Annotated in this window: 18 protein-coding genes; 7 read left to right on the plus strand and 11 right to left on the minus strand. The window is 45.6% G+C overall.

What is annotated here, in order from left to right; translation table 11 throughout:
* Nucleotides 1-226: 226 nt before the first annotated feature.
* The 5 genes from FFR00_RS14395 to FFR00_RS14415 form a co-directional block, all read right to left on the minus strand.
* Nucleotides 227-1,945, minus strand: a complete 1,719-nt coding sequence (locus FFR00_RS14395) for a GGDEF domain-containing protein (protein ID WP_137674113.1) — start codon at nucleotides 1,943-1,945, stop codon at nucleotides 227-229.
* On the minus strand, nucleotides 1,942-2,982 hold the full coding sequence (locus FFR00_RS14400) for an extracellular solute-binding protein (RefSeq protein ID WP_137674114.1): 1,041 nt from the start codon (nucleotides 2,980-2,982) through the stop codon (nucleotides 1,942-1,944). Before FFR00_RS14400 ends, FFR00_RS14395 begins: the two co-directional genes overlap by 4 nt.
* Nucleotides 2,983-3,230: 248 nt before the next feature.
* Complete coding sequence (locus FFR00_RS14405) at nucleotides 3,231-4,037, minus strand: CLCA_X family protein (RefSeq protein WP_137674115.1); 807 nt, start codon at nucleotides 4,035-4,037, stop codon at nucleotides 3,231-3,233.
* 19 nt (nucleotides 4,038-4,056) lie between these two features.
* A complete protein-coding gene (locus FFR00_RS14410; protein ID WP_137674116.1) occupies nucleotides 4,057-4,428 on the minus strand; it encodes a DUF805 domain-containing protein in 372 nt (123 codons plus the stop codon).
* Nucleotides 4,429-4,474: 46 nt separating this feature from the next.
* The gene (locus tag FFR00_RS14415) at nucleotides 4,475-5,920 is read right to left on the minus strand and encodes an ATP-binding cassette domain-containing protein (protein ID WP_137674117.1); all 1,446 of its coding nucleotides are present in this window, start codon (nucleotides 5,918-5,920) and stop codon (nucleotides 4,475-4,477) included.
* A 184-nt stretch (nucleotides 5,921-6,104) separates the two neighbouring features.
* On the opposite strand from FFR00_RS14415, the gene FFR00_RS14420 reads away from it, so the two are divergent.
* The 6 genes from FFR00_RS14420 to FFR00_RS14445 are packed head-to-tail and all read left to right on the plus strand — an operon-like array spanning nucleotide 6,105 to nucleotide 11,135.
* Entirely contained in the window at nucleotides 6,105-7,232 is a 1,128-nt protein-coding gene (locus tag FFR00_RS14420) for a D-alanine--D-alanine ligase (protein WP_137674118.1), read from the plus strand.
* Between the two features lie 10 nt (nucleotides 7,233-7,242).
* Nucleotides 7,243-9,024 (plus strand): lysophospholipid acyltransferase family protein, encoded by a 1,782-nt coding sequence (locus FFR00_RS14425; RefSeq protein ID WP_137674119.1) that lies wholly within the window; start codon nucleotides 7,243-7,245, stop codon nucleotides 9,022-9,024.
* The gene (locus FFR00_RS14430; protein WP_137674120.1) at nucleotides 9,008-9,520 is read left to right on the plus strand and encodes a DinB family protein; all 513 of its coding nucleotides are present in this window, start codon (nucleotides 9,008-9,010) and stop codon (nucleotides 9,518-9,520) included. Before FFR00_RS14425 ends, FFR00_RS14430 begins: the two co-directional genes overlap by 17 nt.
* The gene (locus tag FFR00_RS14435; RefSeq protein ID WP_137674121.1) at nucleotides 9,521-10,312 is read left to right on the plus strand and encodes an NRDE family protein; all 792 of its coding nucleotides are present in this window, start codon (nucleotides 9,521-9,523) and stop codon (nucleotides 10,310-10,312) included.
* Entirely contained in the window at nucleotides 10,309-10,740 is a 432-nt protein-coding gene (locus tag FFR00_RS14440; protein ID WP_137674122.1) for a YHS domain-containing (seleno)protein, read from the plus strand. The genes FFR00_RS14435 and FFR00_RS14440 overlap by 4 nt, the downstream gene beginning before the upstream one ends.
* Nucleotides 10,737-11,135, plus strand: coding sequence for a hypothetical protein (locus FFR00_RS14445; RefSeq protein WP_137674123.1), 399 nt, complete (start codon nucleotides 10,737-10,739; stop codon nucleotides 11,133-11,135). The genes FFR00_RS14440 and FFR00_RS14445 overlap by 4 nt, the downstream gene beginning before the upstream one ends.
* On the opposite strand, the gene FFR00_RS14450 is transcribed toward FFR00_RS14445, so the two are convergent.
* The 5 genes from FFR00_RS14450 to FFR00_RS14465 all read right to left on the minus strand — a co-directional run bounded on the left by FFR00_RS14450 (nucleotide 11,136) and on the right by FFR00_RS14465 (nucleotide 16,272).
* Nucleotides 11,136-11,642 (minus strand): hypothetical protein, encoded by a 507-nt coding sequence (locus FFR00_RS14450; protein WP_137674124.1) that lies wholly within the window; start codon nucleotides 11,640-11,642, stop codon nucleotides 11,136-11,138.
* Between the two features lie 104 nt (nucleotides 11,643-11,746).
* Nucleotides 11,747-11,893 carry a hypothetical protein gene (locus FFR00_RS21655; RefSeq protein ID WP_154675877.1) on the minus strand — a complete coding sequence of 49 codons (147 nt, stop codon included), beginning with the start codon at nucleotides 11,891-11,893 and terminating at the stop codon, nucleotides 11,747-11,749.
* A gap of 177 nt (nucleotides 11,894-12,070) precedes the next feature.
* Entirely contained in the window at nucleotides 12,071-13,897 is a 1,827-nt protein-coding gene (locus FFR00_RS14455) for a sensor domain-containing diguanylate cyclase (RefSeq protein ID WP_137674125.1), read from the minus strand.
* A gap of 7 nt (nucleotides 13,898-13,904) precedes the next feature.
* A complete protein-coding gene (locus FFR00_RS14460) occupies nucleotides 13,905-14,924 on the minus strand; it encodes an ABC transporter substrate-binding protein (RefSeq protein WP_235836236.1) in 1,020 nt (339 codons plus the stop codon).
* 172 nt (nucleotides 14,925-15,096) lie between these two features.
* Entirely contained in the window at nucleotides 15,097-16,272 is a 1,176-nt protein-coding gene (locus FFR00_RS14465; RefSeq protein ID WP_137674126.1) for a multidrug effflux MFS transporter, read from the minus strand.
* 94 nt (nucleotides 16,273-16,366) lie between these two features.
* Here FFR00_RS14465 and FFR00_RS14470 point away from each other — a divergent pair, with 94 nt between their 5' ends.
* Complete coding sequence (locus FFR00_RS14470) at nucleotides 16,367-17,320, plus strand: LysR family transcriptional regulator (protein WP_137674127.1); 954 nt, start codon at nucleotides 16,367-16,369, stop codon at nucleotides 17,318-17,320.
* Here FFR00_RS14470 and FFR00_RS14475 read toward each other — a convergent pair.
* Entirely contained in the window at nucleotides 17,307-18,494 is a 1,188-nt protein-coding gene (locus FFR00_RS14475; RefSeq protein WP_137674128.1) for a potassium/proton antiporter, read from the minus strand. The two genes, FFR00_RS14470 and FFR00_RS14475, sit on opposite strands and share 14 nt — an antisense overlap.
* Nucleotides 18,495-18,553: the final 59 nt, after the last annotated feature.

Raw genomic sequence — 18,553 nt, forward strand, 5'->3', positions numbered from 1 at the left:
AACTTAAGTTCCCCCTTCAACTTTACTCAAAGCCAAGCGATAAGCGCCTTTCATAGGGTGTCAGCAACAGCGTTTGTTATCTATTGGGAAACTCGGCCATAAATCAGAATGTCGCAGGAGAATGTGGCTTTTGGGGTGAGTAATACCAAGCTTGAGCAACGCAACTCTAGGCCGAGTGAAGGGCAAAGCAATAATGATTCAAGCATACTCAAGTGGCTGAGGTTAACTAACCAATAAGATCCAAATCAAAATAACTATATTGATTTCGACCGCTAGATTTGGCTTTATACATCGCCGCATCTGCATTACGAATCAGCATTTCAGGGTCGGTGCCGTTAGCTGGGTAAAGACTAATTCCCACGCTGGCATACACCGGTTGAATATGTACACCTAAGCTCACTTCCTGGGCTAAACGGCGTAATACGGTGTCTACCACTTCAGAGGCTTCGTCTTCGTCGATAGACTCCAACGCTAACATAAACTCGTCGCCGGCAAAGCGGGCGACCGCATCTTCAGCGCGCACCACATCTCGTAATACCTTTGCCACTTCTTGTAGCAGATGATCGCCAGCTTCATGACCGAGATTGTCGTTAACTTGTTTGAAGTTGTCTAAATCGATAAACACCACGGCTAGGCCACTTTGTTTGCGCTGAGCGCGATTAATCGAGATTTTTAACTGCTCCAAAAACAAACCACGATTGGGCAAGCCCGTTAAGCTATCGTGGCTAGCCATGTGCCGCAGGTTCACCTCATTGCGCTTTAGCTCTTCAATTTGTTTATTAATTTGCTGCGACATTGCCCCAAAAGTTGTGGCAAGTAACCCTATTTCGTCTTTACGCTGGCTAGGCAGCAACCTTTTAGCAGGCAAATTCCCCGTGGAAAATGCCTTAACAGCCACCACCATATTACGAATGGGCTGAGACAATACCTTGGCGAAGAGTAATGAAGTCAGCAAACCCAATAAACTTAGGGCTAAACACACCTTAATCATTGAGCCGGCCAATGAATCGATAATATTGCTCAAGGTAGGCAAAGGGCTTACCAAAGCTAAAACCGCTAATTTTTGACTAGAAGCAGGACCGTAAAACAAAGGAGTAAACGATACAGCTCGCTCGTACCTAATCGCAGCAGATGGGTCCAAAACAAAAGTACGCGGCTGAAAATCACTAAACAACGCTTCCATTTGAGGGAAATCACGCTGCATCAAATAACGATGGCCATAGTGAAAACCAAACTGCTTGTCGGGATTGGGATTAACCAGATAATCGCCCTTCTGGTTCGCTAAATAGATTTCGACTCCAGAAGGTAAATCGGCTTGCAGCAAACTAAAGAGATTTTCTAAACCTACATTCACTACCACTAAGCCAAGAGCTTTACCGCCACTAAATACCGGCGATGCCACTTTTAAGGTTGGCTGATGCTGACCAAGCTCAACGCCTTTTTCGTTATGAATATCAACGTCAGACAAATAGCTGTCTCCGTCACCTAAACGAAGGGTGCGAAACACATAAGGGTAGTGGGCTTTTTCTTCTAGCTGTTCTGTTTCAATGGCAATTAAGCCATCACTTAAGCGATCCACCCTAATCAGCTCTTGTCCAAAATTGTCAGCACCAATAAAACGAAGTTGAAAGTAGGAGTTATTAAGTTTGAGTTTTTGTTTAAAGATATCGGTTAGTTGCTTCGCCAGCAGCGGTTTGTTTGAAGATTGAAAGTATCCGGCAGTTTGTGGAATTGAAGCCAGAAATAGTACATCTTTGGCGATCTCGTTAATGCTGTGATTAAACTCACGCGAGAGAATATGGGTAGTCGTAGCAAGTTCACGCTCAGCGCTTTCAGCCAATAGTTCTCTGCTTTCATGGTAACTAACGGTAGCGGTGACCACCGAAGCCAAAATACCAAACATCGCAAACCATAAACCAAAACGCAGCGAAATTGAGTTGATCATGGTAGCGCCATTGTTTGTAAGGTTTTACCACTTAAAATATTTTCCCAATAATCAGTTCTACGCTGGTTATCCTCTACTTGCTCTAGCCAAATAATCTTATCTTCAGCCACACTGCGAGTATCTTGCACAATGGTATTGGCTAAACCTTGGCGCTCGGTAAGCAACTCACTCACCCAAGGCTCTAGGGTAAAATTAATCCACTGATGGGCTAAATCTCGGTTTTGTACACCATTCGACAATGCCCAGCAGTCTAACCAAGCTAAAGCGCCCTCTTTGGGAATGGTGTAACCAATGTCTGCGCCTGAATCTTGCAGCTTTTTGAGCTGTTGAGCGCCGTAGTTGGCAAACACGAGTGCCACAGATTCTTGGCTAAAGTAATCGAGCGCTTCTTCTGGTGAGCTATAAAAGGTGAGAGCATTACGACGCAATGCTAATAAACGCTCGGTACTAGACGTAAACTCTTGATTGGTTTGCTGAAAAGGGTTGCTAACACCGGCAACCAGACCTGCTAAGGAATAGTTATGTGCGCTGCCATTATAAGCTAACACCTTTCCTTGATATTGCGGATCCCATAATACCTGCCAAGACTCTGGCGGTGTATCGAAGTAATTTCGATTATAAATCAAGCCCATTTCAGAATAGGTATAAGGAATGGCATAAACTTTATCACCACGTGTTGCTCCGGGGATGTCACTTAAACGACTAAAGCGAGGGAGTTGCTTGGTGACGTTATCAATACTGCTTGGCTCGATAGCCACAGCCAAATTAGCATCAATATAACGTTGTAGTTCGGCGGTATTTACCGCAAAAACGTCGTAATCAGCACCTTGTTTATTGCCCATTCTCAGCCACATTTCATCATCATTGGTGATGTAACTCACCTTAACTTTCACTTTGTGGCGTTTTTCAAAGGCAGCAACCATGTCTGCGTCGGCATAACCCGGCCATGCCAGTACTCGCAAATCAACTTGTTCTGCCGCAATCGGTAGGCTAATTAAACTGAACCATAAACCCAAGGTAGATAAAACTCGCAACATTCCCTGTTCCCTAACGTACGTTGAGCTGCTAGCTAATGAGCTTCTTGCTACTAAGCTAATGGAGTGACCGTTAAGTATACGATCTCAAACAAAATAGTGAACCAAAAGTTAAACCTAAGTCAAAATATCGTGAACCACTTTGGTGGGCTAATTCACTGCGTTTAGCGCTGTAGATAGTTGATGAACTCAACACTTAACTACTCGGTCAAATACTGCCAATCCAATAGTTATTTTTCAAGTTTTCTGCTTCAACTTTGCGAGTTCAACGCTTGACCTAATAGCGTAAAGTAATCAACCATTGCCTCGCCTATCAGGCTTAGATGTGCAGCGTCTGGGTATCCACCAGCCTTCGCTAAATCAGTTTGCTTGGTACCATTAACTAAATAGCTATTTTTTAGCTCGTCTCGGCTTTGCACCCACGCCTCAAAAGCACGTGCCATCATTTCGGTAGGTAAACTAAAGTAATGCAGCCCGCGTTTCTTGTCTAAGGCGACAGAGCGCGCTACATAAGGATGTAAGTCAGTTCCTTCATGACTTAACAACACCACCTTAAACAACTGACTTAAACGCTGATTAAGGGGATGCCGGCGCTGTGGATCGTCAACTAACCAGCGGGTTGCGGCAAACTCGTTGGGCCTGGCTGCGCTAATAAACAGTTTATCGGCCATGTAATGATCAAAAGCGTGCCACCACTCATGAGCCAAAGCCCCTGCTCCAGCATTTTTTGCAAGGGCTAAGGTTTGGCTACCCGGAGCATAATGCGCTTGCACATTACGCTGGCCGCCAGTGCCAAAAGCTAAATTTAGGCTATTGCGCAAGCCCAAGGCCTTAGGCGGCAAATTTAACAAAAATGCTAAATCTGCCAAGGCATCAAATACTAAACTGGCCGCGCGCTGCTTTTCTGCTTTGGTCACCCACGCGCCAATCGCTAACCCAGCAAAGCCAAAAGTGTGTTTTACATCGGCAAAATCCACTTCATCCCCATGCCGATAATCTGGGCCACGACGATAGTATTCACGCTGTAAGCCGGTACCTTTGTTGTCATTCAAAGACATCAGTAAGCACGTGCTTGCATTAAGCGTGAGTCAATTTGGGGTTAGCACCGTACTGGTTGCTCTCAGATTGGCTGTCTGAACAAAAGAAGTACAACAACACCAGTACTCCAATGATTGGCACTAACACTATCCATAACCACCACCCTGTACGACCAGTATCGTGTAAACGACGCATCGCAACGCCAATAGAAGGTAGCAACACCGCAATACCATAAATACTGCCTAATATGCCCATTCCAGATTCTACGTTCACCGAGCCAATAGCTTGGTCAACAACACTCAGTAACACGCTCACAATGCTGTTAATAAGCACAAACATCCAATATTCTTTGCGACGAGAACGGCCTGAAAAAACCAAATATTGCTTAAGTACGCCAATGTACCACTGCATAAATCTGCCTCTATATAAACGGTTAAAACTTGCTAGGCACTCAGTGTTATTGAGTAAGCTCTCTGGTGGTTGAACTAACCCGCACTACGCCATCATCAAAATCTACAAAGTGCTTAATGCTGGGTAGCGCATCCTCTTGATGATGAGTCACATACACTAAGTGACTCAGGGTATTTTTAGCCACTAATTCTAGAGCATTAATCACCGTGCTGCGATGCAAAAAGTCTAAGCCTTGGCAGGGTTCATCTAACAACAGCAAACTAGGCGCTTTTATCATCGCTCGTGCAATAATCAATAAACGCTGCTGACCATAGGATAAAGATTTGAAATACTGTTTCTCTAGCGCTTGCATACCAAAAAGTTGCAGCCATAACCGGGCTTGAGCCAGCTCTAATTCGCTGGGCTGTTGATAGATACCAATAGAGTCATAAAGCCCAGACAACACCACCTCTATGGCGCTACAGTTGACTCGGTATTGTAAATGCAGCGCAGCTGATACCATGCCAATACGCTGCTTAACCTGCCAAATGCTCTCGCCAGAGCCACGCTGGTAACCCAAGACCTGAATGTGATTACTGTAACACTGTGGGTGGTCACCAAAGATCAGATTTAATAACGTGCTTTTACCACAGCCATTAGGTCCTCGTACCTGCCAATGCTGGCCTCGGCTTATTTGCCAGTCCAAACCACTAAAAATCGTCTCGCCAGCGTAACTCACACTCCCTTGAGTAATACAAAACAATGGTTCTGGAATATCTTGTTGCTGATGTTGCCGCAGCGCTTCCACTATTGCCATTGACTGCTTCGCGGCCAATCTCTCCAACATTTTCCGTTCTGGATGCTCCTGCCACTGCTCAATGGTGAGTTGTTGGCTTAAACCCTCCTCATCTAACACCGCTACATGGCTAATCGCCGCTGGCAACTCTTCGTCTCGCGAGGTAATAATCACCAGTTGGCAGTACTTGGATAACACCTCTAGCAGCTGCAATAAGCGTTGCTGATGAGCAATATCTAGCCCTGCAAAGGGTTCATCAAGGATCAATAACTGAGGATCGGTTAACAAGGCACGCGCTAGCATTAAGCGGCGAGTTTCACCGGTAGACAACATTCTAAAACCGCGTTCAAGCAAGTGGCTTAAGTCGCATTGCTCAAGCACTTCACTTATCTTTTGCGAATCGCTGCCGCTTATTGCTAATAGCTCGGCCACACTGTGGCCAGCATCACTTTCATCGCTAAAGTCGCTGTCATCTTCTGCCAATTCATTTTCTAGCAACGCTTGCTGTAGCTCTAAGGATACCAGCGCTACTCGCTCTGGTCGGCCTTGGCACTCGCCTCGCTTTGCGCTTAACTCACCATTTAACCAGGCACCAAACAAAGATTTACCACTGCCGCTATGGCCAAAAATAGCCCAATGCTGACCTACGGCTAATTCCCAATGCTTTATGTTTAACTGTCGCTCACCTACCACCAACAGTAAATCTTCAACAATCATTTCGCCTGCCTATCCTAAAGTCTTACATTTAATCGTAACTATCTTCGCTTAGACTGAAGGATTAATACACCGTATTGGGTTAATCATTGAGCTGAACTAGACTAAATCTAACGGAGTTTGAATTATTTATCAGCTTACGCAGGTCTGATAAGACAGATAACATGCAACAGGAAGTGCCGACACTGTGACCGAACAATTAAACAACCAGTCTTCTAGCCCCTACGTATCGCCGGGCATGCCCGCGCTAGATATGAACGGTAAAACCACTTCTTTTTTTGAATTTTGGCCTACTTGGGCTGTTTATATTCCGGTTGTACTGCAATGGCTAGTATTAGGTTTACGCCACCGTTCGTTTACCCTTCCTTTGTTAGCCAACCCTAAACTGCCTCTGGCAGGTATGGTAGGAGTGGGCAAAAGTGAACTATTGGCCCAAGCCACCGGCCACTGCGATGCCGCGGTATTATCTTGGATGAAGGTCAACCGCACTGGCGCGCCAATAGAACATCAAGTAGAAGATTTACAGCAGCAAATGCAACAACGCGGGTTGGCATTTCCGCTGGTAGGTAAACCAGATATTGGCTGTCGTGGTGCAGGCGTAAAACTGCTGCATAACCAGCAGCAGCTGCGAGACTGTTTAGATAACTACCCGATTAATTCAGCGTTAATGCTGCAGAAATTGGCCACTTATGAAGCCGAAGCAGGGGTGTTTTTTGTTCGCCATCCCGATAAACCAGAGGGCGAAATCATTTCGCTGGCACTTAAATACACACCTTATGTAGTCGGTGACGGCAAATCCACCCTCAAGCAATTGATTCAAGCCGATCCCCGCGCCAGTGAGTTACAGCACTTATATTTAAGTCGTCATCAAGACAAGCTTGAACAGGTTATTGAAGAGGGCAGCCCCTATAAATTGGTGTTTGCTGCCAGCCATTGCCGCGGCGCTATTTTTAGAGATGCCAATGCCTTAATTACCCCAGAGCTAAACAACGCAGTTAATCAAATGATGGCTGATTTGCCGGAGTTTTATTACGGACGTATGGACATTAAATTTGCCGACATTGACCACCTACAGCAAGGAAAGAACCTAGAGATTGTTGAAATAAACAGTGCCAGCTCAGAGTCCTTACACATTTGGGATAGAAAAACCCCTTTTCTCGAGGCCATGCGCTCTTTGTTATTTCAATATAAAACGCTATTTGAACTTGGTGCAGCTAACCGCAAGCGCGGCTATCAACCACCCAAGTTTAAAGAGCTGCTAGTACGCTGGAAACACGAACGTGAGCTCACTGCCTGTTATCCAGAAACGGATTAAGGAGTAATCCATGCAGAATAAGAAAAATCCCTTTCGGCTCAGTATGCGCCCGCAGTGGCTAGCACGCATCATTGAAAAAGGCTTGGCACTAAGCCAACTAGCCAAGCACTACGATGAGCGCCCTCGTTTTGCAGATGATGGCAATACTGCCTTACATTTCTTACGTCACACCATGCGCTGTTTAGATTTTTCATTACTGGCCAACAACCCAGAGGTACTAAAAGACATACCGCAACAAGGCCCGCTGTTAATTGTGGCTAATCACCCACTGGGTGGTTTAGAAGGCGTTGCCATGAGCGAGTTATTGTTGCAAGTACGCCCCGACTTAAAAGTACTCACTAATGAGTTACTGGCGAATATTCCTGAATTTGAAGACTTGTTTATTGGCGTAGATGTGCTGTCAGAAAAAGCCGCCAAGAAAAATGCCCGTGGGATTAGAGTGTCTTGCCAGCACCTTTCTAAAGGCGGCGCATTAATGATCTATCCTGCAGGCATGGTGTCGGCGATTAATACTGAAAATGGCCAGATTGAAGACCGTGACTGGAACAATTTGGTGGGCCGTTTAGCAAAACGTTATAAAGCGCATGTATTGCCCTGTTTTGTAAGTGGCCGTAATTCTAAGTTATTTTATTTAGCGGGTTTAATACATCGCCGCCTGCGTACCGCGATGCTACCACGTGAGTTGATAAACAAACGCGGCCGTGAATTTACCATGCAAATTGGCGAGTTAATAAAACCCAAAGATTACCAAGACTTAAGTGATCAACAAGCGGTCACAGACTACCTTCGCGTAGCCACCGACTTGCTGAGTTTACCGCTCAACCCTCAAGCTAAAGTCCTCCCTAAACATCCTCCGCTGCACTTAGTGGAATGTTTACCCAATGGCCGACAAAACTTACGCGACCAGCTAGACACATTAGAAGATTGTGCATTGGTGACTCATCGTAATTTTACCGTTTACTGTGCCCCCTACCAACGGCTTGGCCCAATTATGGACGAGATAGCCTTAGCGCGAGAGGTCACCTTTAGAGCCGCTGGCGAAGGTACCGGTAAAAATCTAGATAGTGACCAGTTCGATCCTCACTATCTACATTTATTTGTGTGGGATAACGACACTCACTGCTTGGTGGGAGGATACCGACTCGGTCACGCCAACGAAGTGGTAGAAAAACATGGTATTAACGCCTTGTACAGCCGTTCGCTTTACGACTTTGATCAAAACTATTTAAAACGGATGGGTGATTGCTTAGAAATGGGCCGCTCGTTTGTTGTACCTAAATATCAGCGTCATCCTCGAGCACTGGATTTGTTATGGCAAGGCATTGGCCATTACGTGGCTAAAAATCCGCAATACCACACCTTGTTTGGCTGTGTGAGCATATCTCAAGAGCACTCCGAGCTCGCTCAAGCCTTTATTTCAGACTCAATGATCTCTGCATTTCGTGCCGAACAACGGTATTTAAATGACGTAAAACCCATTGTGCCCCTTAAGGTAAAAGGCAAAGTGTGGACCAGCAAAGTCCTAGCGTCGTTAAGTAACATAGCCATATTAAACAAGCTGGTCGGCCAATGTGAACCGGGGAAATCGATCCCCATTTTACTTCGCCATTATTTGGCTCTAAATGGCCGCTTTGTCTGTTTCTCAGTGAATAACAGCTTTAACCAATCTTTAGACGGTTTGATTATTGTTGATCTAAGAAAAACCCCTGAGAAATATTTACGCCGTTACCTCGGTCAAACTGGTAGCAAGATATTTTTAAGTAAATGGAGAAAAAATGAAGCAGCTGCGTGAGGCTACCGTGGACGCACTTCAACAAGTGCAGCAACTAGTAGAAGCGAGTGAAGGAACACTCTATAACCAGCCTTCCATGCATAGTGAGTCGGGCATTGGTCGCCATGTACGACATATACTGGACCATTTTTTAGCGCTACAACAGGGTCTTGATAAAGGCAGTATTGATTACAATACTCGCCATCGAGATAGTGATATTGAAAATAACCCTAGCCTTGCGCTGCAGTTAATTCAGCAGCTATCGAACTGGTTTTTGCATCCACAATCGGCAATTGATGAGCAGGCGATTAAAGTGGAATCAGAGATTTCGCTAAAGCAGCAACAAAGTATGCAGTTTGATAGCAGCCTAAGTCGCGAGCTTTGTTATCTCATCAATCATACTGTGCACCATGTGGCTTACGCCAAGTTAGTCGCCAAAGAGCTTGGTCTATTGGTAGACGAAAACATGGGCATTGCCCCTAGCACTGCCAGTTACTTGCGCCAACAGGGTTCTTAAATGTGTACGCTTAGCGTGTTGCGCCTTAATGAGCGCACCCTTGTCACCATGAATCGCGATGAAGCTCGCTTGCGCCATGAAGCAGGTTTAAAACAACAAGCTTCAGCGCTGACCGAAACCATCTATCCGGTAGACGGCCAAGCAGGGGGAACGTGGTTTGGCATTAATAACCATGGTGTGGTGCTAGCCTTACTCAATCGCTACCAAGATCCACAACATAGCCCTGCGCCTACCCGTGGGCAAATCATCCCTCAGGCCTTATTACTTGGCGCGCCAAGCAAAGTAAGTGAACATTTAGCAGAGCAATGCTATCAGGGCTATAACCCTTTTGATCTAGTGTTAGTGGCCAATAACACGAGTGAGCATTTCACCTGGAATGGTCAGCTGCTCAGTCGAACTCATATCAAACAAGCAGCCTTTCAGTTAAGTTCGTCTGCCCTCAATACCGAGCAAGTATTGGCAATTCGTAAACAACGCTTTGAACAATGGCTACACAGTACCCAAACCCGCAGCGCCGGCGCCGTGCTGCAAGATATTCACCTACAACAATGTCGGGATAATCGCGATCACTCAGTATTAATGGATCGCGAAGATGCCCACAGTAAAAGTATTTGTCAGGTAGTACTTAGCTCACACACCTGCGAGCTTAATTACTACCCCGAGGCGAGCTTACAGATATGGCGAGAGCAGCTTCACCAAGCCAACGCTAAGCCACTCGTTACAACGCTAGATAAACAACACCATCAATATTCACTGCTTAACCGCATATTCAGCGAAGAGGTATCATCATGAGAAAACTGCTATTAGCGCTTTTGTTTGTTTCTGGTTACAGTTTTGCCGCCGCCCCCATTTACACTCCTTGGTTTAATAACCTAGCGATAAAGGGTTACGACAGTGTGGCCTACTTCACCGAAAACAAACCAGTAGAAGGTAAAGAAAGCTTTGAATATGAATGGCAAGGGGCGACTTGGCGCTTTAGCAGCGCCGACAACTTAGCTAAGTTTAGCGCCGAGCCTGAAAAATATGCTCCGCAATATGGAGGTTATTGCGCCTACGCAGTGGCCAAAGGTAAGACAGCCAGCATTGAACCAGAGCAATTCACCGTGCTAGACGGCAAGCTTTACCTCAATTACAACGCGAGTGTGCAAGAAAAATGGCTAGCCAAACGCGATGACTATATCCAAAGCGCCGAAAACAACTGGCCAAGCGTTATAGAATGATTGAACGCTACCGCCAGCTAGTTAACCAGCTAAGTCCTTGGCAAATAGCGCTGTTAGCCGCCTTGGTATACGGCGCTTGGGCCGCTTTTGTTAATAGCGAACATGGCAATGGCGTGGCGATTAAAGCCGGTTTAGTGCAAGGCAGTTATGCTTTCGTTTCTACTTGGCTAATAAGCTTTATTGCTAAATGGATGTTACTGCGGTGGGGCTTTAGTCAAACGGTGCGCTGGTCTGCCATGTCGGTAAGTTGGTTGGTTATGTTGGCCATTCCGGTGGTATTGCATACTTGGCAAAATACACCCGACTTAGTCGAGGCTATTTTACCTGGGCTAGCGATTGGCAGTTTGTATTTATGGAGTTATTGCCAGCAATTACAAGCACCGAAGCCCGAGTGATTATTGCTCGTGTTGGGATTTTTTAGCCCCATGTTCTGGCGGCGGGATGACCGGGTTTAAATACGCAAAATCTATTTTGTCTTGCTCTTCTTTGGCTCTGCGGCGCTGCTGCTGATAGGCCTGTAAACGCTTAACTTTATGAGATTGAGGGTTGGTCCATGCCACATACAGCAGCAAACCCAAACTCAGCATACTGGCGGTACTCAACAAAGCAGCAAAGGCTGACTCCACTAAGCTGGTAGCAAAAATCATATTGAGAATGTGTACCACCGCTACGCCGGTCAACATCAAGCGACCATGAAAACTATTATGCAACAAGGAATACGCAGCGATGAGGCTTAAAAACAGCAATACTAAGGCGAATTCAAAACGTAGCGGAAATATCCAAATCCGTTGCAGCAGCAAATTATCGGCATAAGCGTCACTAAAAGCCGTCGCCAAAAATGCCAGTAAAGCACAGATGACATAAGCCGTAATGGCTAATTTTAAAAATTTGGTATGACTCATACGCAGGCACTCACTCCTAGTCAGCCAATATTTATAGTATAAAACATATACGCCTATTAACTGATAAACAAGCTACTAAGTGGCTAGCCTGCGTAATAAGCCCGTTACTCTTGGCTTTCCATACCCAAGAAAAGCATCAGCTCTGCCGCCAGGGCCGCAGAACTAAGTGCTAAACCAGTCACAATAAAAATGCCGATGTATTTGCTTAACACTATACTTAACGCGAGAACCCGTAATAAACGTTCGTTCATCTTCCTCTCCTTGCAACACGCTATAGTGACCCATTGTTGTAAAATTGTTCGCTAATAGATGCGACCAAGCTCACCGCTTTACTCATGAATAATCAGATCAGCTAAGACCATGATCAGTAACAACAAGTATCAAGATAGAAGAAGTAATTGTAGGAATTTTGAACTGAAACAGAGTCGCTATACGTCGAGATCAAGTACCGCTCTATTGCGCCCTTGGTGCTTGGCTTTATACAAACATGTATCGGCCATTTCCAGTAAGTTGGTTGGGTCCAGCACATCATCTGGCTCCACCAATATACCGCCAAGGCTAATGGTTAATACTTCAGAAATCTGCGAGCCTTGGTGCTCAATATTTTGCGCCGATACCTCTTGTACTATCCGCTCTGCCATTTGCGGCAAATCTTGCTGATTAACATCGGAGAGCAATATCGCAAACTCTTCCCCACCGACTCGCGCCACACAATCTTCACTGCGTTTAACTACGGAAGATAGCGCTTTAGCTACCAGCTTTAAGGCCTCATCACCTTGCAGGTGACCATAGCGGTCGTTATAGGCTTTAAAGTAATCAATATCGGCCATCATTACTGCAATTTGCGAGCGATGACGCCTAGCACTAGCAATAGCGCGGTTTAATTCCCGTTTAAACGGTCGGCGATTCACCAAGCCTGTGAGTTCGTCGGTTTCTGCTAATACTTGCAAGCGCTCATTCACTTGCAGTAACTCATTTTGTAGTCGTGCCATGGCTAAGGCATTTTTCTCTTGAATTAACAAACCGCTAATTGCCGCGGCAAACTGCCCAAGTAGCGCAATTTGGTGCTCGTCCCACAGCGCGCAGTAGCTCAAACTGACACAATTAAGCAGGCCAAAGGCTTTGTTGCCATCACTTAACGGAAAACCGGCAAACGACTTAATACCATGCTGTTTAAGCAGCTTATATTCTTCTTTAGCTTGGCGCTTAATCTTCTCTACATCGTTCACAACAATCGGCGCAACATTCACTAAACGCCGCTTAAGTTCACTTAATTGGCTTAGATCTATCGGCTCTATAGGCGCTAAATGACCGGGCACACTCCATACGTCTCGGTAAATAGCCTGCTGGCGTTCAAACTCTAATATCACCACTCGCTCCACTGAGAACAAACTGCCAATCGCCGACGTTGCGCGCTGCAGTAGAGCTTTAGAATTTCTTGGGGTTTGATTAAGAAATGATAGCGATATCTCAGACAGCAACTGGTTGGCTTCGGTTTGCCAATTTAACAGTGCGGTACGTTGTTCTACAGTTTCTTCTAGTATCTGACGGTGCTGATGAAGCTGTTGCTCGGCTTCTAGCCGGGCATCTAAACCACGTTGCAAACGTTGCTGCAATTGCTGCATTGAGCTGGCCACTAAACCAATCTCATCATTACGCTGAATCAGCTTGCTAGGCAACTGTACTATTTGTTGCTCTTCGGTAAATATTTGATCGGCTGCCTCAGCCAAGCGGCGTAAGTCGCCAGTCACTAAGCGCCCAAGCAAAAGCAATATAATCAGGCTCATCAAAAAGGTTTTTAAGCCGTTAGTTAACAGTATCACCAAGGCTTGTTCGGCGATGTCTTGCTTTATTAACGACAAGTCTAAACCAACGGTTAATTGGCCAATATCTCGTTCACGGTAACTAAGCATATAAACGTAGAATTTTTGGTTTAAATTGGCATCTCCAATACCCAAACTAATGCCATCGCCAGAGCTAAGGTTAACCGTGGCAACATATTGCTGCTGTACAAACCCCTGCAGTAGCTCATCTAATAGCTGATAGTCTACATCCCAAATAGCCCGTTCTATGGCCGCCATATTGGCTTGATTGTATTCATCAACCCAGCGCTCTGCATTTTTCACCGCACCAGAAAAATTGAATGCAAGTTGCACTGCCACCGAGACCAGCGCAAATAGGGTGCTGGCACCCACAATTAAAATGAGTAATCTTTTGGCAATGGGAGTGTGTAGCTTGAAAGAACCTTTCACCATAGTCACCTCATTGCACAACGGGGAAATTAAAAGACTTGTCCCGCTCTAGCAACAAGGTATCAAAGGAGATATCGCTCCAGTTTTTGTCTTTCAATTGCTGGTACTCCTGGGTTCCCGGAACCAGCAGTTGAAACATATTGGAATTAACGGTAGCTGGAATAGGTTTGCCCAACTGATGTAAATAGATAAGATTTAAAGCTAAACCTGCAGCACTAAAATGGCCACCGCCTAAGGCACTTATCTCGCCAGTTTCACGCAGCTCTAAGGCTTTTGCTGAGGTATTCACGGTGCCAACAAATATATCTTTTCCTGCTTGTTTACCCGCTTCTTTAATGGCTTTCAGGCTGCCAAATGCCATATGGTCGTTGGCCGCCCACAAAAAGCGTAGCTGCGGATAACGCTGCAATAACACTTTGGTTTGGTAGTAGCTACGTTGTTCGTCCCATTGCCCATAAACAATTTGGCGCATATTGATCGATGTTTGCTGCAGAAAAAACGCCTCTGCCCCCGCTTCTCTGGCCACGGAGGCGGGAGTGGCCTTGTCACCGGAAATAATCACTGCATCACCCCCGCCTCCCTCCGCGGCAGCATGCATGGCTTGAGCGGTCGCATAGCCAATCGCGTAGTTGTTAGGGACTAGGCTACTTAATAAGTATTTTTGCCAATGTGGATTTAGCTTGCGCAAGGCCAGCTGCTCTTCATCCAAATCGTTTAATATCACGACCACATAAACCGCATGCCCTTCTAACAAACTAAGCATACGCGGCAAGGCTTGGCGCTCGTTTACTAACATTAAATAGTCGGGTAATTGCTGGTTCTCAATCATCCATTCAATATACTTGAGCTTAGAGTAGTGATTACGTTCACTATGAAAAGTTTGTAAATCTAGGTCCAGCTGTTTAGCAGCAACGGCTGCAAAGGTGTCTACGTCCTGCCAAAAACTTTCATCTGCTTTACCAGGGTTCAAAAACACCACAGAACCTTGCCCCCATACCAACGGGCAAAACACTAACAATAAAATAACCACGTCTCTTTTCAAATTAAGGCAACCAGCAAGTATTGGTTTTGCTTAGTTAAAACTATAAACCACCCTGCGGATTTAGCCTGTTTAGTTTGTTAAAACTCGCCCTAACCACCCTAATAAACGCAAAAAGCGCCAAGTGGCGCTTTTAAACAAATAACTCAACAAATTCAAATAACTATTTGTAAGCCTGATTATTTAGTGGTGAGCCAAACAAACCAGCAAACATCAATACGCAAGGTAAGGCCATTAACAAGGCCAGCTGTTCGCTACTGGCTAATCCACTCACGCCTAATATGCCTACTAAACAGGCGGAGCCAGTCATTTGAATAAAGCCCAGCAACGCAGACGCAGTACCCGCTTTATTGCCAAACGGCGCTAAAGCGCTGCCCGTTCCTACTGCGATTAATAAACAAAAACCAATGCTTGATACAAATACCGGTGCCATAAACGCCAAGGGATGCAAAATGCTTTGTGCCAGCACCAAGGCGACTGCCGCGCCAGCCATCAAACTAGCCCCAAGCCACAAGCCCACTGTTTGGCCAAGCCACTTAATCACTTGCGGCGCTATAAATGCGGCAACGATGTTAATCGCCGCATTGCTACCAAACCAAAAGGCGTAATCACTGCTTGAGAGCTGCATATCCACCATTAAACGACTAGGTGATTGAGACACATAAGCGATAATCATTGCCATGCCTAGCATCACCAATAACGAATAAAAACGAAAACTGGCCACCCGTAGTACGCTGCTATAACGGCTTAGTGAATACAAACGCCCACTAAAAGTATCACTTTGTGGTTTGGTTTCTTTTAGTGCCAGCAGCATGCTCAAAAACACCAGCACGGCAAAACCCACCATGAACCAAAAGTTAGCCGACCAAGACCACCAATGAGTTAACACACCACCCAGCAAAGGGGCTAGTGCCGGCACGATGCAAATCACGCCATTGAGATAACTAAACATACTTTTGGAGCGCTCAGCGCCAAAGTGGTCTCGTACTCCAGCAAATGCAGCCACCGATAAACAGCTGGCCGCAATGCCTTGGCCCAAGCGGGCAACCATTAATACTTCATAACTGTTGGCTAGCGCTGCAAGTGCAGAGGTAACCAGGTAAAGCAGCGCACCGACCAAGGCGATGGGTCGGCGGCCAAAGCGATCCGCTAAAGGCCCCACAAATAGCTGACCAATGCCAAAAGCAAACAAAAATACCGGAATGGTTTGCGCTATCCACGCCACCGGCACATTAAAGGCTTCGGCCATTTCCGGTATAGCAGGCAAAAAGATGTCGATGGCTAAGGGAGAAAACAGCACCATTAGCATGAATATGGGTAAAGGGTTAGACAAACGCATTAATCACTCCTAGTTCTAGTTGAATATTGTAGAACTGCAGTAATATGAATGATAATGATAGTTTGGATTCACGCTAAGTCCTTTAAGGAATATTATGTCACAGCAATATGACCTAAATTTACTGCGAGTGTTACTCACCTTGCTAGAAGAGCAAAGTGTATCGCGCGCGGCAGAAAAACTATTCCTCACCCAATCTGCCGTTAGCAAACAATTAGCCAAGTTAAGACAACAACTTAACGACCAACTATTTGTTCGCCATGCCGGAGGATTAAGCCCCACGCCGCGAGTGCGTAACCTTGAACCCAAACTGAGGCAATGGCTGCAAAGCGCCAATGACATGATTGAAGCGGAAGGTTTTGAGCCAAGTTCCAGCCAACGAAACTTTCGTTGTTGCTTGAACGAAACCTGTTTTACGACCTTACTGCCGCGCTTTTTTGGCAAATTAATGCAACAAGCACCGGGCTTAAAACTCGATACTCACCGTTTAGACAGTGACAGTATTGATGGCTTAATTAAGGGTGAATTTGATCTTGCGATTATTGCTCGAGACAACGATGAACGCGCCCCTAGTACCTTTCAAACGCGACAAATCCCCGAGCAACTGCAAACTGTAGAACTGTTTACCGAAGACCATGTATGCTTAGTTCGCAACAACCACCCAGTGCTACAAAAACCATGGAACTTGCAGCTCTATTTAGCGCAAGCGCATGTAAATTGTGAATGTGAAGTGGGCGACCGTTGGCTATTACACAGTGTCTTGGCCGACCAAGGCTTACACATTGAAAACAGCACTCTTACTGCGGATTTTTTTGCAGCATCCTTATTATGTAAATCCAGTGATTTAGTGTTTACCTGTACCCGCAGCTTCGCCACTGAAGTGATGGATACTCACCAGCTCACCATGTTGCCCTTACCGGTAGTAATGGCGCCGTTTAGCTATTTACTGGCTTGGCCGCAACATTTAGAGCACGACCAAGCACATCGCTGGTTACGTCAATTCATTATTGAGCATTGCAGCAAAACCACCAAGCCCGTTAATCCTGGTTAAGTTTTAACTTCTTAGCCAAGGGTTCAATGGCTGCGCCTTGGATAAATACCGAATAGAGGACCACAAAAAACACCATGTGCATCATCTCTAAAGCACCTTCTACTCCAGCGGCGGCTGGGATGAGGGCAAACACAATTGGAGTGGCCCCTTTCAAACCAATGGAGGAAATAAATAAACGCTTTTTCCAAGACGCTTTGGTAAAAGGTAAATAGCAAAGCTGCACCGCTAGCGGCCTTGCTACCAACATGAGCAACACACTAGGGATAAGGGCTAGCCATACCACCTCAAGCAACTGTTGAGGGAAGATCTGCAAGCCCAAGATAATAAACATGATGGCTTGTGCCAGCCAAGACACACTATTAAAGAAGTGTTTATTTACTTCTTTTCCTCGCTTCAAACCATTACCAATCACTACACCAGCAACATACGATGCCACCAAAATATTACCGCCCGCCAATTCGCTGCCATAGGCCGCCAGAATGAAACAGGCTAATACAAAGACTGGAATCAATCCGTATTCTTGCAAGCTAATTTGGCGCAGAGCAATAACACATAATTTACCCACTACATAACCAATGGCGAGGCCACCAACAATTTGCAGAGTTAAGGTTTGGCTTATTTCTAGGGCCGATACACCGCTATCAGGCGCTAACGACAAGCCCGTAAGAATCACTACCATAATCAGTGCCACCGGGTCATTGGTGGCCGATTCAAACTCCAGCACCGTATCGGTACTTTCTTTAAGTTTGAGCTTTTTTGATTCAAGAATAGAAAACACTGCTGCTGCATCGGTAGAGGACACCACCGCAGCAAACAACAAACAGTATACAAAGTCGTAGTCGCTAACTAAGTGAAAGATAATCGCAAAAATAAATGAGGTAAACAGCACGCCCAGCGTAGATAGCACTCCGCCTTCTTTATACGCCAGCTTAATATTGCTTATTGGAGTATTAATGCCACCAACAAACACAATAATGTTCAGCGCAAATGACCCCACCAATGAAGTCACTTGCAAGTTGTCGTAAACAAAGTTGAATTCACCGTTACCAATCGACAAACCTACCCCCATAAAAATCAGCAACGAGGGAATACCCAAAGTACGCGAGGGGTGGTGTAATAAAATGCCTACGGCAATCAAGCCGGCGAGGCCAAGTAAAACCAACTGGTAGGGCATGGCAACTCCAAAAATTTTGCACTATTTTAGCATAGCTAAGACTTTGAATTAGTACTGCA

This window comes from Agarivorans sp. Toyoura001, assembly GCF_005405585.1.
Classification (GTDB): domain Bacteria; phylum Pseudomonadota; class Gammaproteobacteria; order Enterobacterales; family Celerinatantimonadaceae; genus Agarivorans.